At 68.6% G+C, this 26,869-nt stretch carries 25 protein-coding genes and 4 pseudogenes; 12 read left to right on the top strand and 17 right to left on the bottom strand.

Going from position 1 to position 26,869, the window contains the following annotated elements:
- Positions 1 to 38: 38 nt before the first annotated feature.
- A complete protein-coding gene (locus AC0Z36_RS22985) occupies positions 39 to 1,448 on the bottom strand; it encodes an aminotransferase-like domain-containing protein (RefSeq protein WP_485464909.1) in 1,410 nt (469 codons plus the stop codon).
- Here AC0Z36_RS22985 and AC0Z36_RS22980 point away from each other — a divergent pair.
- Both AC0Z36_RS22980 and AC0Z36_RS22975 read left to right on the top strand, forming a co-directional pair.
- On the top strand, positions 1,447 to 2,700 hold the full coding sequence (locus tag AC0Z36_RS22980) for an aminotransferase class V-fold PLP-dependent enzyme (protein WP_485464908.1): 1,254 nt from the start codon (positions 1,447 to 1,449) through the stop codon (positions 2,698 to 2,700). The two genes, AC0Z36_RS22985 and AC0Z36_RS22980, sit on opposite strands and share 2 nt — an antisense overlap.
- A complete protein-coding gene (locus AC0Z36_RS22975; protein ID WP_485464907.1) occupies positions 2,700 to 3,362 on the top strand; it encodes an MFS transporter in 663 nt (220 codons plus the stop codon). The genes AC0Z36_RS22980 and AC0Z36_RS22975 overlap by 1 nt, the downstream gene beginning before the upstream one ends.
- Here AC0Z36_RS22975 and AC0Z36_RS22970 read toward each other — a convergent pair.
- The 4 genes from AC0Z36_RS22970 to AC0Z36_RS22955 all read right to left on the bottom strand — a co-directional run bounded on the left by AC0Z36_RS22970 (position 3,339) and on the right by AC0Z36_RS22955 (position 6,638).
- The gene (locus tag AC0Z36_RS22970; RefSeq protein WP_485464906.1) at positions 3,339 to 3,584 is read right to left on the bottom strand and encodes a hypothetical protein; all 246 of its coding nucleotides are present in this window, start codon (positions 3,582 to 3,584) and stop codon (positions 3,339 to 3,341) included. The genes AC0Z36_RS22975 and AC0Z36_RS22970 overlap by 24 nt on opposite strands.
- Positions 3,585 to 3,644: 60 nt before the next feature.
- A complete protein-coding gene (locus AC0Z36_RS22965) occupies positions 3,645 to 4,256 on the bottom strand; it encodes an RBBP9/YdeN family alpha/beta hydrolase (RefSeq protein WP_485464905.1) in 612 nt (203 codons plus the stop codon).
- Between the two features lie 212 nt (positions 4,257 to 4,468).
- Positions 4,469 to 4,867, bottom strand: coding sequence for a DUF1003 domain-containing protein (locus tag AC0Z36_RS22960; protein ID WP_485464904.1), 399 nt, complete (start codon positions 4,865 to 4,867; stop codon positions 4,469 to 4,471).
- Positions 4,868 to 5,156: 289 nt separating this feature from the next.
- On the bottom strand, positions 5,157 to 6,638 hold the full coding sequence (locus AC0Z36_RS22955; RefSeq protein ID WP_485464903.1) for a carboxylesterase/lipase family protein: 1,482 nt from the start codon (positions 6,636 to 6,638) through the stop codon (positions 5,157 to 5,159).
- 175 nt (positions 6,639 to 6,813) lie between these two features.
- Between AC0Z36_RS22955 and AC0Z36_RS22950 the strand changes: the two genes are divergently transcribed.
- Positions 6,814 to 8,046 carry an ROK family protein gene (locus tag AC0Z36_RS22950; RefSeq protein ID WP_485464902.1) on the top strand — a complete coding sequence of 411 codons (1,233 nt, stop codon included), beginning with the start codon at positions 6,814 to 6,816 and terminating at the stop codon, positions 8,044 to 8,046.
- Positions 8,047 to 8,222: 176 nt separating this feature from the next.
- On the opposite strand, the gene AC0Z36_RS22945 is transcribed toward AC0Z36_RS22950, so the two are convergent.
- From AC0Z36_RS22945 to AC0Z36_RS22915, 7 genes and pseudogenes are all read right to left on the bottom strand, one after another.
- Positions 8,223 to 10,280: a phosphocholine-specific phospholipase C gene (locus tag AC0Z36_RS22945; protein ID WP_485464901.1), complete on the bottom strand. Its 2,058-nt coding sequence runs from the start codon at positions 10,278 to 10,280 to the stop codon at positions 8,223 to 8,225.
- Between the two features lie 171 nt (positions 10,281 to 10,451).
- On the bottom strand, positions 10,452 to 10,835 hold the full coding sequence (locus AC0Z36_RS22940) for a DJ-1/PfpI family protein (protein WP_485464900.1): 384 nt from the start codon (positions 10,833 to 10,835) through the stop codon (positions 10,452 to 10,454).
- A gap of 51 nt (positions 10,836 to 10,886) precedes the next feature.
- Positions 10,887 to 11,024, bottom strand: a complete 138-nt coding sequence (locus AC0Z36_RS22935) for a hypothetical protein (RefSeq protein ID WP_485464899.1) — start codon at positions 11,022 to 11,024, stop codon at positions 10,887 to 10,889.
- A gap of 139 nt (positions 11,025 to 11,163) precedes the next feature.
- Positions 11,164 to 11,298, bottom strand: a complete 135-nt coding sequence (locus tag AC0Z36_RS22930) for a hypothetical protein (RefSeq protein WP_485464898.1) — start codon at positions 11,296 to 11,298, stop codon at positions 11,164 to 11,166.
- A 6-nt stretch (positions 11,299 to 11,304) separates the two neighbouring features.
- On the bottom strand, positions 11,305 to 11,595 hold the full coding sequence (locus AC0Z36_RS22925) for a GAF domain-containing protein (protein ID WP_485464897.1): 291 nt from the start codon (positions 11,593 to 11,595) through the stop codon (positions 11,305 to 11,307).
- Positions 11,585 to 11,836, bottom strand: a pseudogene (locus tag AC0Z36_RS22920) (DUF2000 family protein); the annotation flags it as partial. The pseudogene AC0Z36_RS22920 and the gene AC0Z36_RS22925, both read right to left, overlap by 11 nt.
- A gap of 66 nt (positions 11,837 to 11,902) precedes the next feature.
- Positions 11,903 to 12,040 carry a hypothetical protein gene (locus AC0Z36_RS22915; protein WP_485464896.1) on the bottom strand — a complete coding sequence of 46 codons (138 nt, stop codon included), beginning with the start codon at positions 12,038 to 12,040 and terminating at the stop codon, positions 11,903 to 11,905.
- 233 nt (positions 12,041 to 12,273) lie between these two features.
- Between AC0Z36_RS22915 and AC0Z36_RS22910 the strand changes: the two genes are divergently transcribed.
- A complete protein-coding gene (locus AC0Z36_RS22910) occupies positions 12,274 to 12,597 on the top strand; it encodes a hypothetical protein (protein WP_485464895.1) in 324 nt (107 codons plus the stop codon).
- Positions 12,598 to 13,203: 606 nt separating this feature from the next.
- Positions 13,204 to 14,109, top strand: coding sequence for a hypothetical protein (locus AC0Z36_RS22905; RefSeq protein WP_485464894.1), 906 nt, complete (start codon positions 13,204 to 13,206; stop codon positions 14,107 to 14,109).
- An 8-nt stretch (positions 14,110 to 14,117) separates the two neighbouring features.
- Here the strand turns inward: AC0Z36_RS22905 and AC0Z36_RS22900 are convergent, their stop codons facing one another.
- Positions 14,118 to 14,549 carry a winged helix-turn-helix transcriptional regulator gene (locus AC0Z36_RS22900; RefSeq protein ID WP_485464893.1) on the bottom strand — a complete coding sequence of 144 codons (432 nt, stop codon included), beginning with the start codon at positions 14,547 to 14,549 and terminating at the stop codon, positions 14,118 to 14,120.
- A gap of 161 nt (positions 14,550 to 14,710) precedes the next feature.
- Between AC0Z36_RS22900 and AC0Z36_RS22895 the strand changes: the two are divergent.
- A pseudogene (locus tag AC0Z36_RS22895) lies at positions 14,711 to 15,418 on the top strand (MFS transporter); the annotation flags it as partial.
- 195 nt (positions 15,419 to 15,613) lie between these two features.
- On the opposite strand, the gene AC0Z36_RS22890 reads toward AC0Z36_RS22895, so the two are convergent.
- Complete coding sequence (locus tag AC0Z36_RS22890; RefSeq protein WP_485464892.1) at positions 15,614 to 17,128, bottom strand: DHA2 family efflux MFS transporter permease subunit; 1,515 nt, start codon at positions 17,126 to 17,128, stop codon at positions 15,614 to 15,616.
- Positions 17,129 to 17,477: 349 nt separating this feature from the next.
- Between AC0Z36_RS22890 and AC0Z36_RS22885 the strand changes: the two genes are divergently transcribed.
- Together AC0Z36_RS22885 and AC0Z36_RS22880 are read left to right on the top strand one after the other, a co-directional pair.
- A complete protein-coding gene (locus AC0Z36_RS22885) occupies positions 17,478 to 18,887 on the top strand; it encodes a vWA domain-containing protein (RefSeq protein WP_485464891.1) in 1,410 nt (469 codons plus the stop codon).
- Between the two features lie 73 nt (positions 18,888 to 18,960).
- Positions 18,961 to 20,832: pseudogene (locus tag AC0Z36_RS22880) on the top strand (AAA family ATPase).
- Between the two features lie 72 nt (positions 20,833 to 20,904).
- Here the strand turns inward: AC0Z36_RS22880 and AC0Z36_RS22875 are convergent.
- The gene (locus AC0Z36_RS22875; RefSeq protein WP_485464890.1) at positions 20,905 to 22,479 is read right to left on the bottom strand and encodes a helicase HerA-like domain-containing protein; all 1,575 of its coding nucleotides are present in this window, start codon (positions 22,477 to 22,479) and stop codon (positions 20,905 to 20,907) included.
- Positions 22,480 to 22,642: 163 nt separating this feature from the next.
- On the opposite strand from AC0Z36_RS22875, the gene AC0Z36_RS22870 reads away from it, so the two are divergent.
- The 3 genes from AC0Z36_RS22870 (at position 22,643) to AC0Z36_RS22860 (ending at position 24,611) form a co-directional block, all read left to right on the top strand.
- Positions 22,643 to 22,942 (top strand): type II toxin-antitoxin system VapB family antitoxin, encoded by a 300-nt coding sequence (locus AC0Z36_RS22870; RefSeq protein WP_485464889.1) that lies wholly within the window; start codon positions 22,643 to 22,645, stop codon positions 22,940 to 22,942.
- A gap of 181 nt (positions 22,943 to 23,123) precedes the next feature.
- Positions 23,124 to 23,771, top strand: a complete 648-nt coding sequence (locus tag AC0Z36_RS22865) for a LytR C-terminal domain-containing protein (protein WP_485464888.1) — start codon at positions 23,124 to 23,126, stop codon at positions 23,769 to 23,771.
- Between the two features lie 225 nt (positions 23,772 to 23,996).
- Complete coding sequence (locus AC0Z36_RS22860; protein ID WP_485464887.1) at positions 23,997 to 24,611, top strand: phosphatase PAP2 family protein; 615 nt, start codon at positions 23,997 to 23,999, stop codon at positions 24,609 to 24,611.
- 598 nt (positions 24,612 to 25,209) lie between these two features.
- On the opposite strand, the pseudogene AC0Z36_RS22855 reads toward AC0Z36_RS22860, so the two are convergent.
- Both AC0Z36_RS22855 and AC0Z36_RS22850 read right to left on the bottom strand, forming a co-directional pair.
- Positions 25,210 to 25,917, bottom strand: a pseudogene (locus AC0Z36_RS22855) (type I glyceraldehyde-3-phosphate dehydrogenase); the annotation flags it as partial.
- A 61-nt stretch (positions 25,918 to 25,978) separates the two neighbouring features.
- Entirely contained in the window at positions 25,979 to 26,170 is a 192-nt protein-coding gene (locus AC0Z36_RS22850) for a hypothetical protein (protein ID WP_485464886.1), read from the bottom strand.
- 271 nt (positions 26,171 to 26,441) lie between these two features.
- Here AC0Z36_RS22850 and AC0Z36_RS22845 point away from each other — a divergent pair, with 271 nt between their 5' ends.
- Entirely contained in the window at positions 26,442 to 26,597 is a 156-nt protein-coding gene (locus tag AC0Z36_RS22845; RefSeq protein ID WP_485464885.1) for a CGNR zinc finger domain-containing protein, read from the top strand.
- Positions 26,598 to 26,869 lie beyond the last annotated feature (272 nt).

Here is a 26,869-nt window from a genome sequence, read left to right as displayed (position 1 = left end):
ACTGGTCACCAACGCCCTGTGCCACGGCGGCGACACCCTCACCCTCTGATCGAGCGGACGGCGGCGGCGAGGCGGCGGGCGGCTTCGGCCAGTTCGGCGGGATCCGCGGCAGCAGCGAAACCCAGGCGCAGGTGAGCGGCTGGCGGTTCGGCCGGGAAGTAGCGGCGGCCGGCGTTGACGGCCACGCCATGTGCCCGGGCGGCGTCGGCAACGGCGGTGTCCGCAAGGGCGGTTGGCAGCCGCAGCCACAGGTGCAGGCCGCCGGCGGGGAAGCCGGTGAGCACCCAGTCGGGAGCCTCGCGGGCCAGAGCGTCGGCCAATGTGGCGCAGCGGTCGCGCAGCGCGGTGGCCAGGGCCCGCAGGTGACGGTCCCAGGCGGGGGTGCTGAGCAGTTCGACGGCGGCTTCCTGCAGCGGGCGGGCGATGAAGAAATCATCGACCAACCGCATTCCCTGCAGGCGCCGCATCACCGGGCCACGGGCGATCACCGCGCCGATCCGCAGGCTGGGCGAGGCGGGCTTGGTCAGCGAGGTGAGGTGGACCACGGTGCCGTCGCGGTCGTCGGCCACCAGCGGGCGCGGCACCGTACGGCCGTGGCCGAGGTGGCGGGCGAAGTCGTCCTCGATCAGGAACGCCCCGGCCGCTCGGGCCACGTCGACGACCTGACGGCGGCGCTCGGGTGTGAGCACGGTGCCGGTGGGGTTGTGGAAGGTCGGCTGGCAGTAGAACAGCCGGGCTCCGGTCATGACGAACGCGTCGGCGAGCAGGTCGGGGCGGACGCCGTCGTCGTCCATCGGGACGGGCACCGGGCGCAGTCCGGCGGCGCGGGCGGCGGCTAGCGCGCCCGGGTAGGTGGGTGACTCCACCAGCACCGGGCTGCCGGGGGCAGCCATGGCCCGGAACAGCATGGACAGCGCCCCCTGCCCGCCGCCCGTGACAAGCACGTCCTCGGGGCCGACCCCGTGCCCGGCCTGGCGGGCGAAGATCGCGCGCAGGGGCGCCAGGCCGGCGGCCGGGGCGCGGTGCCAGGCATCCGGGCGACGGGCCGCACGGGCGAGTGCCGCACCGAGTGCCCTGGTGGGCTGAAGGTTCTCGTGCAGGTATCCGCCGGCCAGCGCGACGGTGCCGGCCGGCGGTTGACCTGAGGGGCCGTCGACCTCCCCCGGGTTGTGGTCGCGGCCCGCCAGGGCGACCGCCTGCCAGGAGGTGTCTGGCGCCTCGTCACCCCGCTGGGGTCCGCGGGTGGCCACGTACGTGCCGCTGCCGGGGCGGGTGACCACCGCGCCCTCGGCGGCCAGTAGGGCGATCGCACGGGAAACGGTAACCGGACCGACCCCGTGACGGGCGATCAGATCCCGACTGCTGGGCAGCCGTTCGCCGGGGGCGAGCCCGGCGATCTCCGCGCGGAGGATGGTCACCAGCGAACCAGTACTGCTACTGTCGGACATGAATATAAAGAATAGCACTACTGAGAATGGCTCAGAATCGCTTCTCGACATCGCAGCCCTGAGGGCCGACACCCCCGGCTGCGACTCGGTGGTCCACTTCAACAACGCCGGCTGCGGCCTGCTGGCCCGCCCGGTGCTCCAGACGATGCTCGACCACCTGAATCTGGAAGCCGCTATCGGCGGTTATGAAGCCGCCGCCGCACGGGCCGCCGAGGTCGCCGACTTCCACGCCGCGACCGCCGAGCTCATCAACACCCGGCCTGGCAACATCGCCTTCGCCGGCAGCGCCACCCACGCCTACACCAAAGCGCTGTCCGCAATCGACTTCCGCCCGGACGACGTGGTCCTCACCACGCGCAACGACTTCATCTCCAACCAGATTGCGTTCCTCGCGCTGCGCAAGCGCCATGGTGTCGAGATCGTGCACGCCCCCGACCACCCGGACGGCAGTGGCGTCGACGTCGAGGCGATGGCCGCGCTGATGCGGGCCCACCGGCCGCGCCTGGTGGCCGCCACCCATGTGCCCACCAACTCCGGCCTGGTCCAACCGGTGGCCGAAATCGGGCGCCACTGCCGCGAGTTGGACCTGCTGTACCTGGTCGACGCCTGCCAGTCGGTCGGCCAGTACGATCTCGACGTTGAACTGATCGGGTGCGACCTGCTCACCGCGACGTGCCGCAAATTCCTGCGCGGGCCGCGCGGTTCGGGCTTCCTGTACGTCTCCGACCGGGTGCTGCGGGCCGGGTACGAGCCGCTGTTCATCGACATGTACGGCGCGCGCTGGACCGAACCCGGCGTCTACCAGGCGGTCGAAACGGCGGCCCGGTTCGAGGAGTGGGAGTTCCCGTACGCGACCGTACTCGGTAGCGCGGCGGCCGTCCGCTACGCGCTGCGGGTCGGGCTGGCACCGATTTCCCAGCGCACCCCCGCACTGGGCGGAAGGCTGCGGGAACAGTTGACTGACGTCCCCGGGGTGCGCGTGCTCGACCGGGGCCCAGCACCGGCAGCACTGGTCACCTTCGCGATCGAGGGCTGGCAGCCGCAGCCGTTCAAGGCGGCGATGGACGCGCGGGGGATCAACTCAGCCCTGAGTTTCCGGGAGTTCGCGCAGTTCGACTTCGCCGACAAGGACATCGACTGGTGCCTGCGCCTGTCGCCGCACTACTACAACACCGAGGACGAAGTCGACAAGGTCGCTGCCGCAGTCGCCGAGTTGGCCGCCTCAGGCGGCAGTGCGGCGCAGGGCATCTGATGCAACCACTGTCGACCGCTCCGGAGACCGCCGCCGACCCGCGCGCTCCGCCGCAAAGCCTGTGGCGCAACGGGGACTTCCTCAGGTTCTGGCTCGGCGAGACAGTGTCGCTGCTCGGCACCCAGGTGACCAACCTCGCACTGCCGCTGCTCGCCATCCGCGCCTTCGACGCCACGGACGAACAGGTGGGGCTTCTGCGCTTCCTGCAACTCGTCCCCCATCTCGGTCTCGCCCTGCTGATCGGGGTCTGGACCGACCGGGTGCGGCGCCGGCCCGTCATGCTGGGCGCCAACCTCGTCCGGCTGGTCCTGCTCGCCCTCGTCCCGCTGCTGTACTGGTGGCACGCCCTCGACCTGGCCACCCTGCTGGTCATCGCCTGTGCCGTCGGCATCGCGTCGGTCGTGTTCGACGTGAGCTGGATGTCGTACGTGCCGGTGCTGGTGAAGAGTCCCGAGCACTACGTGGAGGCCAGTGCCAAGATGGGTGTCAGCTCCTCCACCGCCGACGTGGTCGGCCCCGGGCTCGCCGGTGTCCTGGTATCGGCCCTCGGTGCGCCGGTGGCCGTGGTCACGATCGGCTCCGCGGCCGTCATCATCGGACTGATCGTCTCCCCGGTCAGCCGCCTGCGGGCACTACCGTCAGGACCGAAGGAACCCTCCTGAGAAAGACGTTCCACCCCAGGTCAGGACGCCGCCGACCCCAGCTGGCTCGGCCCCGCCGCAGCGGGCCGCAGGGAGGCCCTTACGGGCGGCGAGGCGGTCCAGGAGGGCTGCGGGGACTGCGTGTTCCTTCTCGGTCAGGTCCGCGGCGAACTCGACGTCCAGGGATCGGGCGATCGCGGCGCAGGTGTCGAGCAGCCTGCGGCGCGGCGCCGGGTTGCGCACTGCGCCGATGGCTCCCCCCGCCGCCCGAAGGCCCCGGCCGCCTGCTGGAGTGTCCTCCCGCTACGCCCCGATTTGCCCCGGACGCCGAATGAGCAGTCCGCTCAGCAACTCCGCACCAAGCGGCCAGAGCCCATAGCCGTCGTTGACGGTGAGGTGCCCCACCTCGCCGGCGTCGGCGAACCCCGCGCCCCACAGGTTCGCGAAGGACCTGGCCCGGTCCGGCGTCATCCAGCGGTCGTTGGCGCTCGCGACCACCAGCGCCGGAAACGGGAAGAGCAGCCGCGGGATCGGCGCGAACCCCCGGATCGCGGTCTCGCGGTTCTGCTCCACATCAGCTGGTGTGACGAGCATTGCGGCACGGACCGGTCGGCCCGCTCCGGTGGCCACCCAGTGCGCGACGGCCATACAGCCCAGGCTGTGCGCGATCAACACCGGCGGCCGGGAGCATCCGGCGATCGCCTCGTCGAGGCGGGCGACCCAGTCGTGCCGTTCGGGCCGCTCCCAGTCGCTTTGCGCGGGACGTACGGCATCAGACAGCCGGGCGGCCCACAGTTCCTGCCAGTCACCGGGGTCGGGCCCGAACCAGCCGTCCACGAACACCACGGGCACGGGTGCCTCGTCGCCGGCAGGCGGGTCGGCGGACGGCACCGCTTGATGAACAAAATCGGGCATGCGGCCAGCCAATCAGTCAGGCGGTCCCTCAAAACTGACACAGTTTATGGCTGACATGATCGGCTCCAGACCTGGTTGACGGCCTGGCGGCCGTCGGTCCCCGCCCGGACTGGACGGCGGCGACGTTGCCGGGAAGTCGAACGACGTGGGCACGCTGACCAGCGGGTCCGAGGCGGCCGGGGACAACCCGGGCCAACCTCACGAGCCTGGACTCAGGTGTCCCCGATCACCCTCCTGTGCAGTTCGGTGGTGAGCGTGTGAATCTCCCGCGTCAGCTGGGTGTTGGTCTTGAGTTCGAGTTCCTGTTCGGCGAAGTCGTGGTCCGCCTTGGCCTGCTGGAAGGCTGCCGCCCTGTTCTGCCCGATCATCACGAACGTCGACAGAAAGATCGCCTCCAGGGACACCACCAGGGTGAGCGTGGGCCAGGGACTCCCTTCGACAAGCAGCATCCATACCGCGAAGCCGACGACGTGGATGTAGACGAACACCATCGAACCCGCGAACTGCGTGATCCAGTCAGCCACCTTGAGCTGCAGATCGGAGCCTCGGTGCTCACGTATCCGGGCCACGACGGGATGCTCGAAGCGAGTGACCGGCGGAATCGTGCTCATCAAATCTCCTCGGGACAGGCGGAACTGATCACGTTCCTCTGCCCGCGTGCGCGTCGGCAACCCCGCCCGCGCCTCGGCAACCCCGCCCGTGCGTCGCGTCAGCGAATCAGTCAGTTCGCACCGCCGTACGGCCACACCCCAGAAAACGGAACAGCCACCGTCCACCGGCCGGTCAGGCCGGTCAGGCCGGTCAGGCCGGTCAGGCCGGTGAAAAGCGGCTGCCTTGTCGTCCATACGGGCATATGACGTGTCGTCAGACACGTGACGGCTCGCACCTCATGACGCCCTGTCAGACTTGCGGCGCCGTCCAGATCGCACGCTCGGCAGCAAGCGGGTCAGCAACGATCTGCGACTCGGTGTCCCACACCATCGTTTCGCGCTTCTCCTGCGTGTAGGCCGGCCACTGCGCCCCCGGGTCGAGGTCGCGGATGAACGCCACCCACGCGCTGTGCATCGCGTCGGCGAGCTGCTGCGGCGCGTCGGCACCGGTCGAGTTCTCCGCGCCTTCGGCGCCGAGCAGGTCGAACGCGAACGGCACGTCGAGGCAGTGGTAGGCCGAGCCCGCGAACATCGGGGCGGTCGAGAGCCACTCGAAGGCGTACAGCCAGGTCGGCCGCCCCTGGGCCGCGCGGGCCTCGGAGATCGCCAGCGCCGGGCCGCGGAACAGCCAGTCGGTGAGCGACTGGCCCATGATCTGCGCGGGGGTCCGGCCCTCGTGCAGCGCGAGGAACGCGGCAGCGCCATCAGCGGACAGGCCGAGCGAGGCGAGCATGCCCTGGGCGGCCTCGAAAGGCGCGTCGGCCGCGCTCATTTCGAGGGCGAAGTTGAACTCGTGGTGCGTCGCGCCGAGCATCAGCGGCACGCTGCTCGCGGAGCCGTCCGCGAACGCGGGGTAAACCTCGGCGGGGATCAGCTCACCGTCGGCGAACGGTGCGAGCACCAACGCCGGCATCGCCGCGCCGCCCTCTTCGGGGGCGGTCAGCTTGTCCTGCAGGTCCTGGAGTTCGTCGTGCGACAGGTCCTGCAGCGCGGCGACTGTCGCCTCGACACCCGTGCGGGCGGTGAACAGGCTCGCCACCGCGACACCGGCCGCGCGGCTCTGCGGCTGCATGACCGCACCTGAGACCGAGATGACGCCGTGGAACAGGCCGGTCGCGGACGGTGTGGCCATCAGGGTCTGGACAGCGCCGCCCCCCGCGGACTGGCCGGCGATGGTGACCCTGGCGGGGTCGCCGCCGAAGGCCGCGATGTTGTCGCGGACCCAGGCGAGCGCGGCGATCCAGTCCAGGACACCGCGGTTGTCCGGCGCGCCTTCGAGGTGCAGGAACCCCTCGATGCCGAGGCGGTAGCCGAGCGAGACGAGGACGACGCCGTCGCGGTTGAACGCGGTGCCGTCGTACCAGGGGCTGGCCGCGGACCCGGCGACGAAGCCGCCACCGTGGATCCAGACGAGGACCGGCAGCCCGGCGTCGCCGGCGCCCGGGGCGGGGTTCGGGGTGAACACGTTGACGTTCAGCACGGCGTCGCCGGGGATGGACGGCTCGGGGATGATCGTCGGTCCGTCGCCGAAGCCGCGGCGCTGCGCGGTGGGACCGTACGCGGTCGCGTCCAGCGGCTCGGTCCACGCCTCGGGGGCGACGGGGGCGGCGAAGCGCAGCTCGCCGACGGGGGCCTTCGCGTACGGGATGCCCAGGAAGCGGGCGGATTCGCCCTGCCAGGTGCCGAGGACCGGACCGAGGGCGGTGGTGACGAGCGGCTGCTGCTGGGACACGGGGTCGTCCTTTGCGCGGAGTGCGGGGGTGGCGTTGCCCGACTGCGCGGAGGTGCCGCGCCCGTCGAGGTTGCCTTGACTGGCAGTATCACCCCGGCTCGGCAAATATTGCAAGACATGAAATAATAGGTCGTGCGGAATTGAGCCGGATGGACGACCAGGCACAATCAATCCCGTGAACAGCCCCGCCGACACCGCCGCCGTCCGCCGCCACAACCTCTCGCTCACCCTCCGGCACATCGCCGTGCACGGGCCCTGCGCACGCACTGAGGTCGCGGCGGCCACCGGCCTGGTCCACGCCTCCGTCACCGGGCTGACCGCCGACCTGATCGAACGCGGGCTCGTACGCGATGTCGGCCAGGTGGCCACGCAGGGCCGCGGGCGCCCGCGCCGTCTGCTCTGCCTGATCCCCGGGCGGGTCATCGCGATCGCGGTGCAGGTGACACTGGAACGGCTTGAGGTCATCGCCGCCGACCTGGCGGGCACCGTCACCCACCGGGTGTCCGTGCCGCACCACGCGCCGTTCGGGGATCCCGCGCCCCTCGCCGCCGCCATCGCCCACGAGATTCGCCGCGCCGAGGAAGTCGTACGCGCCGTTGAGGGCGCCCACCTGGCCCGCGTCGTGATCGCGATGGCGGGCCCGGTGACCGGGTCCGACCACACCGTTGCGGGCGCGATCGACTTCGGGTGGCACCGTACCGACCTGCACGCGCTTGTGACGGCACATCTCCCCGCAGGTGTCTGCCCCGTGGACGTGGTCAACGACGCGAACGTCGCAGCGCTGGCCGAGTACCACGCGAAAACCAAAAATGAGAGCGGACCACCGGGCACCGTCGCGTACATCAAAGCCGACACCGGCGTCGGCGGCGGGCTGCTGATCGGCGGCCGGGTCCACCCCGGGACGCACGGCCTGGCGGGAGAAGTGGGGCACATCCCCATCGCCTTCGACGGGCCTGACTGCCCGTGCGGGGCCCGGGGCTGCCTCGCGATGTACGTCGGACCCGAGCCGTTGACCGCCGCCGCGGGACTCACCGGCCTCGCGGTGTCCGACGGCTTCGACGCCGCACTCGCCGAACTCGACCGACTGCTGCGCGCCCACGACCCGCGGGCGACCGCCGTCCTCGCCACCGCCGGGCGTGCGGTCGGGTCGGCGATCCTCGCGATCAGCGGGCTGACGGACGCGGACGAGGTGATCCTGGGCGGCTACCTCGCGACCTGGGGAAGCTGGCTGACCCCCGGCATCGATGCGGCGCTGGCCGGCCGCCGCGCGCTCATGCCGCGCCTCGAACCCACCGTCGTTCTCGGCACGTTGGGCCAGGAGGCCACCTTGCGCGGGGCACTCCGTACGATCCGCGAAGCGACGCTCGACGACCCGACGACGGTGCCGATGGTCGTCAACGTCAGCTGACGTTGTCGGCTGACGTCTTCGGCTGACGTTGTCGATTGACGTCTTCGACTGACGCTGTCGATTGACGTCTTCGACTGACGCTGTCGACTGACGTCCTCGGCCGACGCTGTCCGCTGACACGCAGAAAAGCAAAGGCCCCGACCGAAGTTCGGCCGGGGCCCACACTGTCACCAGCCTCAGTGGCTGATGATCGCCGGGTCGCTCACACCCGCCGAGCCGTCCTCGACGTGTCCGGCGAACCGGCGGAAGAACGTACGGTCCGAGTCGGAGACCACCGAAACGTCGTACCAGCGCCTGCTGTCGCACAGGTCCACAGTCCTGCGCACGGTCGCGCCCGCGCGGAGCGTGACCGTCTCGGGCCGCCCACCGTACGAATTGCTGATCTTCAGCTGGCACCGGGTGCCGCCCGGGTTGGTGAAGGTCAACTCCAAGTCGCCGGACCGCGCGTTGTGACGGGCAGTCACCTCAGGACCCGCAGTCTTGGTCAGGCCCCGGAAAGTCCGAAGGAACCCGTTCGGTCCGTAGGCCGTGAGGTCGTAAACGCCTTGCGAATAAACCGAGTTCCAGGTGTCCGAGAGCTTCTTGCCCGCGCTTGTGGTGTAGGTCCACGGTCCGTCCGTACGGTTCGCCGCCGTGACGTAGAACTGTGCCCCGGCCGCGTCGCCGCCACTGAACGTGAGCGCGTAGCGGCCGGTCTCCGCGTTGACAGCACCGTCCACGAAGGGCGCGTACCGCAGCGGCCGGGCCGGACGACCGCCGCGTTCCTGCTTCGGCATACTGCCGACAGCGGGTGCGACCGGCGAGAAGTCCGGGTGCCGGTCGTGGTCCGGCGGCAGGTAGGCCGCGGTGTTCGGCAGCTCGGCCGGCCTGGTCACCTTGCCCTTGAAGTCGAAGGCCGATGTGAGGTCGCCGCAGACGGCGCGCCGCCACGGGGAGATGTTCGGCTCACTGACCCCGAAGCGGCTCTCCATGAACCGGATGATCGACGTGTGGTCGAAGACCTCGGAGCACACGAACCCGCCGGTGCTCCACGGGGATACGACGAGCATCGGGACGCGCGGGCCGAGCCCGTACGATCCGGCGACGTGCCCGGCGTCCCCGCGGTAGAGGTCGGTGGAGACGTCCACGGTGGACAGGCCCTGCGCGGCGGACGCCGGCGGGTACGGCGGCACGACGTGGTCGAAGAACCCGTCGTTCTCGTCGTAGGTGATGAAGAGTGCGGTCTTGCTCCACACCTCGGGGTTGGACGTGAGCGCGTCGAGCACCTGCGCGATGTACCAAGCGCCGTAGTTGACCGGCCAGTTCGCGTGCTCGCTGAACGCTTCCGGGGCCGCGATCCAGGAAATCTGCGGGAGCTTCCCGGCCTTCACGTCGGCCTTGAGGACGTCGAAGAGGCCGTCCCCGGCCTTGGCGTTCGTCCCCGTACGGGCCTTGTCGTAGAGCGGGTCGCCGGGCTTGGCGTTGCGGTACTTGTTGAAGTACAGCAACGAGTTGTCGCCGTAGTTGCCCCGGTACGGGTCCTTGATCCAGCCCCAAGAGCCGGCGGCGTCGAGGCCGTCACCGATGTCCTGGTAGATCTTCCAGGAGATCTTCGCCTCTTCGAGGCGCTCGGGGTAAGTCGTCCAGTCGTACCCCTTCTCGTCGTTGCCGAGGACCGGGCCGCCGCCCTTGCCGTCGTTGCCGGTGTAGCCCGACCACATGTAGTAGCGGTTCGGGTCGGTGGAGCCGATGAACGAGCAGTGGTAGGCGTCGCAGACGGTGAACTTGTCGGCGAGCGCGTAGTGGAACGGCATGTCCTCACGCGTGAGGTACGCCATCGTCGTCGCCGTCTTCGCGGGGATCCACTTGTCGTACTTGCCCCCGTTGAAGGCCTTCTGCCCGCCCGCCCAGTCGTGGTTGAGGCCCTGGAGGAACTCCATCCCCAGGTGCTCGGACTTCGGGTGGAACGGCAGCACGTCCTTCACGCCGTCCGACTGGTGCCAGACCGACTTGCCACTGGGCAGGGTCACCGGGCGCGGGTCGCCAAAACCCCGGACGCCCTTCAGCGCGCCGAAGTAGTGGTCGAAGGAGCGGTTCTCCTGCATCAGCACGACGATGTGCTCGACGTCCTTGATGGTTCCCGTACGACGGTGGGCCGGGATTGCGGCGGCGGTGTCGATGCTGTTCGACAGGGCGGCGAGCGCCGCGGTCCCACCGGTGAGCTGCAGGAAGCGGCGACGGTTCAGTTCTGGCATGAGGGGGACGACCTCTTGGGATGTCAGGGGGCGGGCACGGGCGGGGAGTCCCCAGATCAGCATGCCCGGGGGAACAGTCAGTGGCGTCAACATGACGACTGTCTGTCGGTTGCCTGGCGACCCGGTCCACTCCGCCACGGGGTTCAACCCCGTGGCGGAGTGGACCCGGGGTCACTTCCCCATCGCCTCGATGACCAGCCGCGCGGCGGTGCTGCCCGAATACTGCTGCTGCCCGGTGACCAGCAGCTCGCCGCTCTGCAGTCGGGTCTTGAGCAGGATCGCGGTGGCATGGCAGACCACGGCGGTGATCTTCCCGGCCTCGTAGAAGCTCGCCGCGAGCTCGTGCACCCGCTTGTCCTCGACGAAGGTGACCATCGGGCTCTGGCCTCCGACGAAGAAGACCGCGTCATGGTCCGCAACGTGGATGTCGGACAACGGGATCGTGTTCTCCACCAGGGCCCGGTGCCGGTCGGAGGCGATGAACCCGAGGCTGATCAGATCGTCTTCGCTGTACTTACTGTCGTCACGCGGGTCGCTCCAGGAGTCGCCTTCCAAGGCTCCACCGTCGGGGCTCGCTATCACCACCTCGTAGCCGTGCTGGGTGAACTACCAGTACGGATGGGCCAGTTCCTCCCACCAGAAGCCGACGGGCCAACCGGTGACCGGGCTCACGGCCGCGTTCGGCGCGACGATGAGAACCTTCTTCGGACGTTCGGGGTCGAGGATGTCAAGGGACACGCCCATGTACGCCTCCTGGCTGAAGGACTGGGCACGGGTTCTGCGAATGCTGCCGCCCGCACCCCGCCTGCCTCCAGCCCCCCGACCGGGGTTGCAGCGGCGTTGCATCATTCGCGCGGCAACAACCCCAGCTACGGCCGCGGCGTCACCGGGCGGTGGAGGCGACCCGTCCATCGGTCGCCGGATCCCGGTCCGCGCGCACGACCCGCCCCGCCGCGGTGACGATCGCGCTGCGGCTGCCGAGCCGGTGCGTGAGGCGGGCGATGTACTTGTCCCGCAACCTGGCCTAGTGGCGCAGCGCGTCATTGCGCAACTGCGCCTCCGCGAGGCGGGTCGTGGTGGTCAGCAGTGACAGGGCCATGGGGCGCGTCCTCCCCGTGGCGCGGGTGAAGTCCACAGCGCCGAGGAGTTCCCCGGTGGCCGGGTCGTGGATCGGCGCCGCGGAGCAGGTGTATCCGACAAACGCGGACAGGAAGTGCTGCGCACCGGAGACCTGGAAGGGGCGCCCGAGGGCGAGTGCCGTCCCCAGGCCGCTGGTGCCCGCGGCGTCCTCGCTCCACAGGGAACCGGCGGTCACTCAGCGCCTTGTCCACCACGTTCCGCGGCCCGTGGACCGCCAGGCCGACGAGATCCAGCTGATCCTTCGTCACCGCTCGCAACACGGCCCGGTTGTCGCGGTCGTTGCCGGTCACGAACAGCTCGGACGTGAACACCGACATCGGCAGGTAGGCGGTCCCGTCAGCGTCGCCGTACGGTTCGCCGACCACTTCAGGGAATGCCGTACCAAAAGCACTGACCACAAACGCGCATGGCGTCAGGACCGGCGAGTACACCGTCCAGCGGGCGCACCCTGGAATCAAAGGTCGACCGCGGACCGGTCGGCGTCAAGCAGCCTGAGCGCGCCATTCGGCATCGGGCAGCGCCACCGGGGCTGCGGCCCGGTGCCGGAGTACCGACAGCCGCCAGGTGCCCAGGACTCGGGCGACGATCGTGAGGACGAACAGCAAAGGCAGTGCGGACATGACCGATCAGACCTTTTTCCCTGTGGCGGGGATGGGGAGCCACGGGGCTGAAGTTACGCCCGCCGCCACCCCCCGACTTGTCACTTTGACGCCTTCCTGACGCTGGCCGGACAGCGCCTGACGAGCTCCTTACGCGGTGCGGGAGCCGAGCCGGAAAACCTGCTGTCCGCGTACGGTCGTCTCCCGCAGACTGGGGCCGCATTCGCACCGCCTGGTCAGGGAGGCCCACCCAGATGACAGATACGACTGCCCAGGACCTTCAGGCGTCACTTTTCTCCCACGCGTCACCTGAGGCGTTCCACCGCGTCCTGCCCCGCCTTGGCACCGCCACCCGCCGCAGGCTGTTGCGCACGGCGGCTCCCCTGACCGACGCCCTCGCCGAAACGGTCCTCAACCACGGCGGTACGGACGACCTGACAGCCCTGGCCGCCAACCCGGAGGCCACCCCGGCGCTGCTGGTCCGGTTGGTCGACCGGGCCGAACCAGCGGTCAGCCGGCACCCTCCCGGAACTCCTCGCCACCGCCGCAGCGATCGGCGGGTGAACCGCCATGGCTGACGTCGTCACCGATCTCCTGTGGCCGGCCGGCCGGCGACTCGGCGCGGAACTCATCGACCGCCTGGGCTACGTCCCGGTGACGGGGCGCTCCGACACCGAACCGCTGCCACCGGCCGTTGCCGAATCCGCCGTACGGAACGGATCCACTGACGGCATTGTCGGCACGTACCGCCTAGGGCGGTGGCAGATCGACCAGCCAGGCGATCCGCTGCTGCTGCTCCGGCTCCTGCAACGGGATGACCCGAAGATCAACGCGGTGCTCTTCAAGGCGTCCGGCTGGCCGGGCATGCGTCGTGCCGTCCTCTCGCAACAGCACCACGCCGACGGCTACTTCGCGAATCCTCCGATACTGCCGGAGACCCTGGACCTCCGTAAGCGGCCGTACGTACCGCTCGACCCGGAACTACGCGAGCAATTCATGCGGACGGGCCACCGCGCCGAACTCCGGGCCGCCCTGTGGGCCCACGATCCGGATCTGGTGTTCTGGGCGCTGGTGAGTGATGTGCGCGCCGAACGCGCGGAAGTGTTGCGGGCTTTCCTGATGCTGCACCGCACCGCACCGCACCGCACCGCACCGCACCGGACCGGACCGGACGCTGGGCGCAGTTGCGCTTCCTCAATAAGCTGGAGCCCTCGCCAATTCCGGCCGACGTTTCAACCCACCAACTGTGGGCGTGGCTCGAACGGTCCTACGAGCAGGCCGAACTGCACACCCTGCTCCAAGCCGAGTTCGCGCCACAGGCGTTGACCGAAAGGCTGCGCGACTGCCTGGAGCGCGGCGACGACAAAGTGACAAAGAGGGTCCTTCTGCAAGGTTTGGCAGCCGGCACGCTGTCCGCCGCCGACCTGCTCGGCGAGGTTCACCCCGCCCGCCTGGCGCTGACCGCACTGCGCAGCGGCGAAATCGCCGCGGTGGCCGAGCAGGCCATCGCCGTCGTACGGGTGAAAGCGATGCTGTCGCGGGCGTTGGAGACCTTCGGCCCAGCGCTGTGGCCTCGGCTGTACGCCGCGCTCCCCACCTACGACGGATCGCTCACCGCCCTGCTCACCGACCCGCCGGAAGCCAGGGAAATCCCCGAACGCCCAGGCCGTCAGGCAGCCTGGGCGTACACCGTCCTCGTAGACCTCGCCGACGCCGAACACCTTTCTGCCGCGCTGGAGTTCCTGGACGACCTCCGGCTCGCCCCGCTCGCCGGTGTTCCCTCGGCACCGCTCCCCCTGTTCGCGTACGCGGCGGAGCACGGCGGACTGACCACCCGCCGGGTGCTCACCGAATCACGCGCCCCGACTTCACCGCCGCCCGGCCGTGAGGAACTCGCGACCACCCGCGCTGTGGAGGCCCTGCGGCTCGCCGCACAGCATGTGCACCTCGCCCGCCCGGTCGCCGAGTTGCTGCACGAAAAACTCGGCCAGGACCCCGAAGCATGGGTGATTCTGACCCGGCTGCTGGCCTCCGACCCCGATGCGACGTTGCCCGAACTCACGTCCACTGTACGGTCGGTGATCGCCTGATCGTCATGTCAGGAAACCGGGAGAGCGACCCTGGTGTCGTAATCCGCCCGTGCCCCGGCGATCTCCTTCTGATGCGCCTCGGTCCAGGTCACCAGCGCCCGGATGGTCTCGTGCAGAGTCGCGCCGAGCGGCGTCAGCGCGTAGTCCACCCTTGGCGGGACGACGGGGTAGACGGTGCGCTGAACAAGCCCGTCCCGCTCCAGCTGCCGCAGGGTGACGGTCAGCATGCGCTGGCTGATGCCGTCGATCTCCCGGCGCAGTTCGGTGAAACGGAACGTCTTCCGTTCCAGGAGCGCGATGACAAGCAGGGACCACTTGTCCGCGACCCGGTCGAGGATCTGCCGGACCTCGCAGTCCTCGCGGGTGTCCCACTGGTAGGCGTCGTAACCGTCACCGTTCACTTGGCAGTTAGTCGGTTCCTTTGAAGTGCCTTCTTCCATGCCAGGTGATCCTGCCGCAGGATGCCAATGGTTACAAGAAGGAACTGAGGGGCTGGAAGAGAACCGGCCACGCATCTGACTGTTCCTCAACCAGCTTATTTCTGGGGGATGTTCACATGTCTGCTGCACAGACTCAACCAACCGACGGTAAGAGCGACCGGATGAGCGGTCGCGCCTGGGGCATCCTGCTCGTCCTGGCCGGCGCGATCTTCCTGGAAGGGATCGACGTCGCGATGCTCAACGTTTCGCTCCCGGCGATCCGGGCTGATTTGGGCATGTCCACCGGTGAACTGCAATGGGTCATGAGCGCCTATGTCCTGGGCTACGGCGGTTTCATGATTTTGGGTGGCCGGGTCGCGGACCTCATGGGCAGACGGCGGATGTTCCTCCTGTGGCTCAGCGTCTTCATCCTCTTCTCCGGTCTGGGCGGATTCGCCACCGAGAGCTGGATGCTCATCACCGCCCGCTTCATCACCGGCGTCGCCGCCGCGTTCATGACTCCGGCCGGCCTCTCCATCATCACCACGAACTTCTCCGAAGGACCACAGCGGAACAAGGCCCTGCTGGTCTACGCGGGCACCGCCGCCGGCGGTTTCTCCCTCGGACTCGTCGCCGGTGGAGTGCTCTCCGCGATCGACTGGCGCTGGGTGTTCTTCGCTCCGGTGATCCTGGCCACCGCGATCCTGCTGGCCGCGCTGCCGCTCATCCCGCACGACGGGCGTCCTGACCGTTCCGGCAAGGGCTTCGACGTGCTCGGCGCGGTCAGCGTGACCGGCGCGAGCGGATCAGCCCAGGCGGGCCTCGACGGCTTCCGCGCCGCCTTGATCGTCCCGGTGGTCGCAACCGCCCTCGGCGCGCTGGTCACCCTGACCGGCCTCCGCAAGCGGACCACCACAACTGTGGTGACCGCGCACGAAATCCCGGAGCCGGTGGGAACCACCCGATAACTGCCGCCGAACACCCGGCAATCCCTTGATCAGGTTCCCTCCACTCGCCTGCGTCGGCAGCAGCGGGAACCTGATCAAGGGACTCCGTCGTGCACCAGAACCAGCGAGTCGGGACTCTCACACCTCGACCAGCACCTTCTCCCCCTCCGGCACCACCTTCGCGACCGGCTTCCGCCGGGAGATCAGCACCGCCGGGACCGCCGCGGCAGCGAGGAAGAGCACAGCCCACCAGTAGGTGTGCTGGAAGGCCTCCGCCAGCCGCGGTGCGGCAGCGACACGATCCGCCGCGGACAGACCGTGGACCGCGTTCAGCCCCCGTGACCCGTCGGCCGCGACCGGCAGCCGGTCGTCCATGTTCCCGGCCAGGACCAGCGAGATCAACGCGGTCCCGATCGACGCGAAGATCTGCGAGTTGATGTTCAGCGTCGCACTGGCCGTGGCGATCTGCTCCGGACGCAGGGCCCGCGTCGCCGACGTCATGGTCGGCATCAACGTCATGCCGACGCCGACACCCAGCACGAACAGCGCGGTGCCGAGTGACACGTACGACGTGTCCGACTCCATCTGTAGAGCCACCGCGCCCATTCCGATGACCGACAGGACGATCCCGCTCACGACGACCCAGCCCGCGCCGACCCGGTCCAGGAGCCGGCCCGCGATCTGCATCGTGCTCGCGGCGGCCAGGCCCAGCGGTGCGCCGAGGAAGCCCGACATGCTCGCGCTCTCATCCCGGACCAGCTGGAAGTACATCGGGAGCAGCATCATCGACCCGAAGTAGCCGGTGACGAACACCGCGTTCGTGGCCGCCGCGACGGCAAATGGGCGCTCCTTGAAGAGCCGGAGGTCGATCAGCGGATTTGCGGCGGTCAGCGCCCGGTAGCCGAACGAGACGACAAGGACCGCGCCCAGGACCGCCGGGACCAGTGCGCCCACCGCTCTGAAGTCGCCGCGCTCAGCGCCCGTGGCCAGGCCGTAGATCAGCAGCGCCAGCCCGGGGGACAGCATCAGCAGGCCGGGCACGTCAAGCCGGCGGGCCGGCTGAAGCGCTTCCGTACGCAGGACCTTCGCGGCCAGTACCAGCACCACCACGCCGATCGGCAGGTTGATGTAGAAGATCCAGCGCCAGGACACCTCATCGACGAGCCAGCCGCCGAGGATCGGCCCGGCCAGCGGCCCGACCAGGATCGGGATGCCGAGCAGCCCCATCGTCCGCCCCATCCGCGCGGGGTCGGCCGCCCGCATGACCATTGCCATCCCCACCGGCATGATCATGCCGCCGCCGAGGCCCTGCAGGACCCGGAACGCGATGAGCGACTCAGCGCTCCAGGCGAGCCCGGCCAGAACGGACCCGGCGGAGAACAGTGCGATCGACGTCATGTAGACCCGCTTGGTGCCGAAGCGCCCCATGGCCCACGCCGACACCGGGATCACCGCCGCCAGGGCAAGCGTGTAGCCGGTGGCGACCCACTGGATGCGCGACAGCGGCGAGTCGAAGTCCTCCGCGAGCCGGGTGAGCGCGACGTTGACCACCGTCACGTCGAGGACCGACATGATCGAGCCGAGGATGACAACTACGATGACCGCCGCTGAGCTTCTGCCGGTTCCGGTTTCTGGTGCTTCGGTTGTCGCCATGTCAGGACTCCCCGCCGGTGCTTCGGATGCGTTCTGCGTACACCTGGACACTAGAAATCAGCGGGGTGCGCACGCATCTGTCGATCGACTGGCCGGCCCACCTGGTCATGATCGTCGTATACGGAAACCCCGTGGAAACCCGCCAACCCGCACCCGACAATCATTGATCAACCACTACGCCCGGGAGATCCCCTTGTTCCGTGCCACAGCCTTCGGGGACCTGCTCCCCGACTTCCCCGGCGCCCTCCCCGAACTCCTCAGCACATCCTCCGCAGCCACCGGTTAACCCTTCGACCAGTGTCGGACCCTGCTGGGATCATCGGTGACAACGGGGAAAGGGGCCTGCCGGATGACGTACGGAGAACGCAAACCGACCCTGGTCGGCCTGACCGACCGTCAGACGCTGCAGCGGTTCGAGCCGGCCGACGAGTCGGTGATCGCCGCGGCACGTCGGCTGAAGGAGGCCGCGCTCCTCGACTTCGGCATGTCGCACAGCGTCATCGCCTCGTGGCTTTACACAAAATGCCACCACCAGATCCCGACCACCGCGATCGACACGGCCGCGGTGCTGGCCGGTGGCGACGGCACCTGTCTGTTGCTCTACAACCCGGAGTTCTTCGTCGCGCTCGGCCTGGACGGCGTGAAGTTCGTGCTGTTCCACGAGGCCAGGCACCTGATCCAGCGGCACCTGTTCGCCGACTCCGAGCTGCGCGACGACCCGGTGTTCACGCTCGCCAACGAGGTGACGATTAATCACGTCACACTGACCCGCTTGAAGCGCACGGCACTTCCGCACATCACAAAGGCCGACGGCACGGTCGAGCCGACCGGCATCGACCCACACAAGATCCACGCGCTGTACGTGACAGACCTGAACGAGCAGAGCCTGACGCCCTTGCCCTACGAGGACTTCATCGACACCGACGCCACGGTCTACGCCGAACTGAAACGCATGAAGTACCCGCCGGTTCCGCCGACGCTGTGCATCCACATCCTGCTTGAGGGTGAGGGGTTCGACGGTGAGACCGTCGAGCGGATCGGCAACGAGGTCCTGCGCAGCGTGCTGCTCGCCGCCCGGCGCGGCAACAAGCTCGCCCGGCAGGAGTTGCTCGACCTGCTCAAGCGCACAGACGGCGCGACGGACCGGACAAGCAAACTCTGGGGCGACCTGGGTGCCGGTTTCCTGCGCGGGGAGACCCAGAAGACCCGGCGGGTCGAGTGGTGGCAGCAGTGGCTGGTCGACGTGCTGGCGTCGAAACTGCGCGAGGGCGAACGGCTGGTCTACCCCAAGAAACGCGGGGCACTGCTCGCGGCGCTCGGCCAGGATCCGATGCTCGCCCGGCGCGGCAGTGAGCGTACGAAGGTCGTTGTCGTCGCGTACGACACCTCGGGGTCCATGCCGGGCCATGTGGTCGAGTGGCTGACCGAGTTGGTCGGGCAGGCGGAGGGCGTCGAGGCGCACTGGCTGAGCTTCGACGGGGTGGTGATGCCGTTCGTGCCCGGGGAACGGGTGCACGGCGGCGGCGGAACGAACTTCCAGAACGTGGCCGACTACGTCGAGGGTCGGCTCGCGGTCAATGGATCGCGTTTTGCTGAACACGTCGATGCCGTAGTCATGCTGACGGATGGTTACGCACCGAAGATCACTCCGGCCGACCCGGACAAATGGATCTGGCTGATCACCGAGGGCGGCGATGAGTGGCCGGAGAGCCACCACCCGCCGATGGACTGTCACCGCGTAATCACGGGGGATTTCTAACACGATGACCACGATGGCGCTGACTGACGAGGCCCTGTTGTCCGAGAAGACTCCGTTGACTGCTGCGACCCAGATGACCGCCGGGGCTCTGTCGCCCGCTGAGGATCTGTCGCCCGCTGAGGCCCGGTGGAAGGCCACAGCCACCTACCCGGCACGACCGAAGGGCCTCAAGGATACGTCCAAGCTGGCCGACTTCATCGACGCGATGATCGATCTGGGGCAGACCGGTCAGATCTTCGGCGAGCACGGGATCGGCAAGACGGCGACGTTCTTCTCGCACATTCCCGAAGCGCACGAGGACACCGCGCTCGTGTTCGTGCCGGCGGCCAACCTCACCCCGGACGACCTGCTGATCAACGCCCCGGTCCGGGACGAGCGGACCGGCGAGCTGGTCCTCCAGCAATTGATCATGCGTCAGCTCCGCCCCGGCCGTAAGTTCGTCCTCCTCATCGACGACGCCCTCCAGGCCGGCGAGACCATCCAGTCGCAGCTGATGCAGGTGGCCTGCAACTGGACGCTCGGCGAGTTCGACCTGCGCGAACTCGGCTGCGTCGGGGTGTTCCTCACCGACAACGAGTCGCTGGCCGAGACCGCGACCCGGCGCAGCGACCTGGCGATCCTGGACCGCATGGTCACGGTGAAGATCACCGCCACCGACACGTCCTGGCGGGTCAAGCTGGCCGAGCGGTTCGCCCGTACGGACCTGAGTGGGGTGTTCCAGCTGTGGTCGGCGCTGACGCCGGTGCTGCGGCAATTGCTGTCGCCGCGCACGCTGGAGCACATGCTCGACTGCGCGCTGGCCGGGTTCCCCCTTGAGTGGGGCCTGCCGCTGGTGAACGGCGACCGCCTCGCGCTGGTCGAGGTGAAGAAGGACGGAACCCCGGGAGCCGACCGTACGGACGAGATCCTGGACCGGTTCGCCGCCGCGCTGGGCATCCGGAACCCGGAGCCCACGCCGGACGCCGTGCGCCGGGTCGTGCGTGCGGCGGTGGCGCGGCGCTGGGCCGTGCTGATCCAGGGCCCTCCCGGCTGTGGGAAGACCGAGGTGGTCCGCGAGGTCGTCCGCGAGGAGCTCGGGCACGACCCGTTGTATTTCTCACTCCCGGTGACCAACGTCGAGGACTTCTGCGCGCCGGTCCCGACGCCGGACGGTTCGCTGGACAACCTGCTGGCCGCGAAGTTCACCGGCCCTGGTTCGAAGGTCATCGTGTGGGACGAGTACAACCGGCCGAAGGACAAGTCGGCGTTCGCGAAGCTCATGGAGATCACCCAGGAGTGGTCGATCGCGGGTCGGCCGATCCCGGGTCTGAAGGCACAGATCGCGCTGCAGAATCCGCCGTACCACCTGGGCCGCAAGCTTTTGGTGTCGCGGAACAACATCGCGCAGGCGTCGCGGTTCACGGTGTCGCTGGCGATCCGCCCGGAGGACATCCCCGCCAACGAGTGGCTGATCGCCACGTACGGCCCGGTGGCCGAAACGGTCCTGGAGTGGTGAAAGAACGACATCGACGACGAAGGCCGCGAGTGGATCACCAAACGCACCCTGGAGCGGCTGATCAAACTCCATCGCCGCGATCTCCCGTTGGAGATGGCGAAGATCTACCTGGGCGACGGCGAGTACGCCCCGGTGCCACTGGGTGCTCTGGAGGCCCGGCTCGCCGACCGTCCGCGTACGGGCCTGGGTGACATCGAGGCGGAGCTGGAAGTGTGGGAGAAGCGGCTGCGGTCCGCGAACGAGGAGTCGGGCGAGGGCACTGACGACACGGACACCGTGCACCAGGTGCTGGCCAACGCCGAACTGTCGCAGTTGCGCGAGCACATCGGCACGGTGGCACGGCTCCTGGCCTGCCTGCCGTCGAAGCTGCGGGCGAGCTACTTGGTGGGGCAGTCGGCCGACAAGCAGCGCTTCTGGATCGACGCCTTCGCGCAGATGCCGCGTGGCTGAATTCCGTACGGAAAATGGATTCTGCCGGACTTTCGGGGTCCTGGGGTTCCGGTCCGGAACCCCAGGACAGGTTCAGCGCTTGCGCTTGGCGGTTCCGAACAGGTTGCGGGTGATCTCCCGGCCGAGCACCGTGCCCATCGAGCGGAACATCGACTTCACCGCACTGTTGCCCATGACCTGTTCGACCATGCCGGGTTCCGGTTTCGGCTCCCGGCGCGGAGCCGGGGCGGGGGCGGGGGCGGGGGCCTTAGGTTCCGGCCAGCCCTGCGCCGGATCGGCGGGCAGTTCCACCGGTGCGACCTTGGCAGCGGTGAGTTTTTCGTACGCCGATTCCCGGTCCACAGCCGTCCCGTACTTCGCCTGCAATGGAGAGGCGTCCACCGCGGCCTGCATCGCCGCAGGCTCGATCGGGCCCATCAGCGTCTCCGGCGCCCGCAGGCGCGTCCAGGCGACCGGCGTCGGTGCGCCCTTCTCGCTCAGCACGGTGACGACCGCCTCGCCCGTGCCGAGCTGGGTGAGCACCTCTTCGAGGTCGTAGGCCGACTTCGGGAACGTCGACACCGTCGCTTTCAGTGCTTTGGCGTCCTCGGGGGTGTAGGCGCGCAGCGCGTGCTGCACCCGGTTGCCGAGCTGGGCGAGGACATCGCCGGGCACGTCCTTGGGGGTCTGGGTCACGAAGAAGACCCCGACGCCCTTAGACCTGATCAGCCGTACGGTCTGGGTGATCGCGGTCTGGAACGCCTTGGACGCACCGGTGAACAGCAGATGCGCTTCGTCGAAGAAGAACACCAGCTTGGGCTTGTCGATGTCCCCGACCTCGGGCAGGTCCTGGAACAGGTCGGCGAGCAGCCACATCAGGAAGGTCGAGAAAAGCTGCGGCTTGTCCTGCACCGCGGCGAGTCCGAGGATCGAGACCAGACCTTTTCCGTCAGGTGTCGTACGGAGCAGATCCGCGGTGTCGAATTCCGGTTCACCGAAAAAGACATCGCCGCCGCTGGTCTCCAGCGTGATGAGGGACCGCAGGATGACCCCCGCCGTCGCCGACGAGACGCCGCCGAGGTCCTTGAGGGCGGCCTTGCCCTCGTCGGTGTTGGTCAGGTGCTGGATGACCGCGCGCAGGTCCTTGAGGTCGACGATCTCCAGGCCGTTCTTGTCGGCGAAGTGGAAGATCAGGCCGAGCGAGGACTCCTGGGTCTCGTTCAGGTCGAGAATCTTCGCCAGGAGCGTCGGGCCGAACGCGGTGACCGAGGCGCGAATCGGGATGCCGGGGCCCAGACCGCCCAGTGAGTAGAACTCACTCGTCCGGGCGTGCGGGGCCCAGGTCTGGCCGATGTCGGCCGCCCGTTCCTCGATCTTCGGATTCGGGGTGCCGGCCGCGGAGATGCCCGAGACGTCGCCCTTGATGTCCGCGAGGAACACCGGAACGCCCTGGTCGGCGAGTTGTTCGGCGATCAGCTGGAGGGTCTTGGTCTTTCCGGTTCCGGTCGCACCGGCCACCAGACCGTGCCGGCTGAGCATGCCCAGGGGGATGCGCACCTGCGCGTCGGGGCGACCCTTGCCGTCCGCGCCGACGACCGCGCCCAGTTCCAGCGCGGGTCCCGTGAACGCGTACCCGTTCGCGATCGTGGTGACCTGGTCGTCGGCCATACAGGGGCTCCTTTAAAGTCACTAAAAAGTCACTCAAAAAAGAAATATCCCATTTGCCCCAGGAGGGTGCGCGGCGAATACACCCGAATGCGCCCTGTTGGTCTGGTTCTGTACGGACTTTCCGGGGCTCTCCCAACCGCCGCGCTCCCGGTAGGCTTGCCCTGTGATCTTCAAGCGGATCGGTGACAGCAAGCCGTACCCGGATCACGGGAGGTCGGGTGCCCGCCAGTGGGCCGACATCGCCCCGCGGCCGGTACGGCTGGACCAACTCATCACAACCAAACGCCAACTCGACCTCGAGACCCTCCTCGCTGAGGACTCGACCTTCTACGGTGACCTCTTCGCGCACGTCGTGAAGTGGCAGAGCGGGCTGTACCTCGAGGACGGCCTGCACCGTGCGGTCAGAGCCGCCCTGCAGCAGCGCCAGGTGCTGCACGCGCGGGTCCTGGAGCTCGACTACTAGAAGGCCACTGAAAAATATAGGCCGGGCCCGTTCAGGTGGACGTGGCCCGATGTGACGTGCCCGGGTGCCGTATCCGCAGGGCCGACGCTAAAGTCTGATCAACAGGTCCACCCGGGGCCGTGATCGAGGAGTCTGGGTCCGATGCTGTGCTTTGGATCCAAGTAACCAGGGGGACGCGTCGATGAGCATGCTCACGCCCCGGGGCATGGGGGGCCAGTACAAGATCACGGGGAAGACCTATCCCCGGATGACCCAGCGCCGCCGGATCGTTCCCATCGTGCTGGCCTGCGTTGTGGCGCTGTTCGTCACCGCGGGCGGAGCCTGGGCCGTCTACCACTTCACCGGTGACGACAACACCGGCACGGCAGCCGCCTGTGCCTCGCCGTCGGCCTCGCCCACGCCCACCGCCCCGCCGGTGGTCCTGCCCGAGCCGAAGACCATCACGGTCAACATCTACAACGCCACGAAGAAGTCGGGTCTGGCCAAGACCGTCGCCGACAACCTCAAGGCCCGCGGCTTCGTCGTCGGCAAGGTCACCAACGACCCGCTGCAGGACAAGGACCCGACCCGCAAGGTCCCCGGTCCGGCCGAGATCAGGCACGGCTTCCCGGGCAAGGAGCAGGCCAAGGTCGTCGGCGCACAGGTCCCCGCTCCGCCGGGTGCCGCAGACGTCGAGGATCCCCGTACGGACGCCACTGTCGACCTGGTCATCGGTGACGCCTTCACGGCCCTGGGAACCCCGGAGCAGGCCGCCCAGGCCCTGATCCCGCCGCCTCCCCCGCCCGCACCGGTGCCTACCGGCAAGGACGGCAAGCCGAAGAAGTGCTGACGCTTCCGGCCGTTTCCGGACAGGTCCGCAACCGGGCCCGCTGACCGGCCTCCACTCCGGGGCAGGCCACCCACGACGACTCCGCCGAAGAGCGCCAGGATCTCGCCGAACGCGAGCCTGGCGCTCTTCGGCGTCCGGCGTGTCCGATACGCCGGGAACCGTTTCCGTACCAGTATTGTCTACAACTCTGTAGACCATCTGCACCAACACGGACGGAGGCCCCCGATGACGGGGACACCCCTCGCCTTCGACGGCTCACAGATCGACGGCGGCCTGTACACAGACATCACCGACACCGCCCGGGACGCCCCGGCGTTCCTCAACGACACAGTGTCCGCGTGGTCTTCCTACGGCCTGGCCGCGTTCGCCCTGCTGATGCTCGCGGCCTGGTGGCGGGCCAGGGCCGGGCACCCGGCCGTCATGGCCCGGGTCCTGGCCGTCCCCGTTGTGGTAGTGGCCGTCTACGGGGTGGACATGCTGCTGAAGTCGCTGGTCCGGGAACCCCGGCCGTGCCAGGCGCTGCCGGACAGCTTCGCCCTGGAGAGTTGCCCCGCCACCGAGGACTGGTCCTTCCCCAGCAACCACGCGGTGATCGCCTTCACGGCGGCGACGGCGCTGTGGCTGGCGGACCGCCGCCTCGGGTCGCTGGCCGCCCTCGCAGCGGTGGCGATGGCCGTCTCCCGGGTCTGGGTCGGCGCGCACTATCCGCATGACGTCGCTGCGGGCGCACTGGTGGGCATCGCGCTGGCCATCCCACTGACCCTGCTCGCCGGCGGGGCGGCCCCGTGGGTGGAGCGGGGGCGGTCGGGCCGACTGCGCCCGCTGCTGACCGTCGGGTAGAGCCGTTAACCCGGTTAACGACGAAGAGCCGGTCCCGTACGGGACCGGCTCTTCGTTCGTAACAACTTCAAGAGCGGTAGCGGTGGGATTTGAACCCATCCTCGTGACCACTCTCACCTGCGGCTTTGCACAAAAACCGGACAAACCCTCCATCTCCGCCCCTTTGAACCTCGGTTGAGTCCTGCTCTAACGGAACCTGTGCTGACACGTCAGCACGCGCGTGTGCTCGCGTCGAGTCGGCGGCCTCAGACAAATGGACTCTTCGCGATGCCTCATCGTCGTGAACTGCGGCGACTGCTGCTGAAGCCAGGCACTCACCACTCCGTCCGGTCCTGAAGTCCGATACCTCTCCAGGTCAACGAAGGCGTACGGGCCGACGCCTTGCAGATCACACAGAGCGACCCCTGCCTCTGCAACTCACCTTCGTGGCGTATCCAAAACCCCAAGAGAACAGTGAGGCTTCGCCATCTTCGAACGTGCTGGTGAGAGGGGGTGGCGTGGCGGGCTGCAGGGGTGCTCATGCTGGTGGTGGGCGGGAGTGGGACTCCCCTGGCTTCGAGCGCCGCCGTGAGGCGGTCGACTGCGACCGTCAGAGTGTTGGGGGACGCAGCGACAGGCCCGCGAGCTTACCGTTCAGCTCGAGCAGGACGAGGCCGATGGCCTTGGCGGCACCGGTCGACGTGGGCACGATGTTGATCGCGGCCGAGCGCGCGCGCCTGGGGTCCTTGTGCGGACCATCCTGCAGGTTCTGATCCTGCGTATACGCGTGCACGGTGGTCATGAGCCCGTGCTTCACACCGAGCCCGTCGTGCAGCACCTTGGCGAGGGGCGCCAGACAGTTCGTCGTACACGACGCGTTCGAGACGACGTGGTGGGTCGCCGGATCGTAGCCGGTGTGGTTGATGCCGTAGGCGACCGTGATGTCCTCGTTCGACGCTGGCGCCGAGATGAGGACCTTCCGCGCCCCCGCCTCGAGGTGCGCGGCGGCCTTCTTGCCGTCGGTGAAGATACCAGTGGACTCCACCACCACGTCGACATCGAGCTCACCCCACGGCAGCTTGCTCGGCTCACGCTCCGCGTACACCGCGATCTTCCGGCCCTCGATAACCAGGGAGTCACCGTCGACCTCGACCTTGGCGTTCAGGCGGCCCATGGTGCTGTCGTACGACAGCAAGTGCGCGAGGGTCGCCGCGTCCGTGAGGTCGTTCACCGCCACCACTTCAAGATCGGTTCCATGGGTGAGCGCGGCGCGCACGAAACCGCGCCCGATGCGGCCGAATCCGTTGATGGCGATCTTGATGCTCATATCACTTTCTCTTCTCTATATGTTCGATGGCGTCGCGGGGCGGAATATCGGAGGACGGCCCTCACTCCTTGCGTGCCGCGAGCAGGACACCGACGCTTCCGAGGAACAGGCCGATGATCGCCGAAGGACTGAGCGTCTGGTCGATGACCAGCCAGGCGAGCAGGGCGGTGACACCGCCAGGCAGGCCCGCGCCGATGGCCGTATAGAAGGCGCCGAACCGCACCGCCCGCATCAACAGACCGACGACGATCACATGCAGGAGCAGGCGCCCCCGGGGCCAGGGCGAGCAAGGAACCGGCGACCGCGAAGCGGGAGAACGCCAGCGGCAGAGGCGGTGCCGCGTCCGTACCGAGCACCGCAGCGATGAACGCGCTGCTCCACAGCACCACGAAGACGGAAGGGACCGCCGCATCGGCCCAAGCCGGCGGGGCGGCGGCTTGCGGCTCCTCGGCCGATGCCTCGACCGTGGCGAGTTTCGGGTCGGCGCCGCCCTGTCAACAGTGGCCCGCGATGCCCTCCAACTGATGACCCAGACACCCGAGTTGGTGAAGGAGTGTGCGGCACGGCACTGCACGCGGCTCTACGTCGACCGGTCCCACCGCGGCTCGCGCCGTTGGTGCGACATGACCCGCTGCGGCAACCGCGCCAAGGCGGCCCTCTACCGCTCCCGCCACACCTGACTCACGTCGACACCGATGCCGGGCCTCTCCCGTTCTGGGAGACCTCCTGCTGCACGACCGCGGGGAGGTCGGGAACGTGAAGAGTGGTTCTCCACTCAGAGCGGTGACCGGCGGCGCGGCGCAGATCATGGGGCCGCTTATGCGGCATGCGCGTCTTTTTTCGCAGGCCAGGATCATTGAAGCTTCGCCATCTTCGAACATGCTGGTGAGAGGGGGTGGCGTGGCGGGCAGTAGGGGTGCTCATGCTGGTGGTGGGCGGGAGTCTGGCGCCT

Source organism: Kitasatospora sp. UYEF31 (assembly GCF_057291755.1).
Note: the sequence above shows the minus strand (reverse complement) of the source record. Positions and strands in the feature narration are given on the sequence as shown.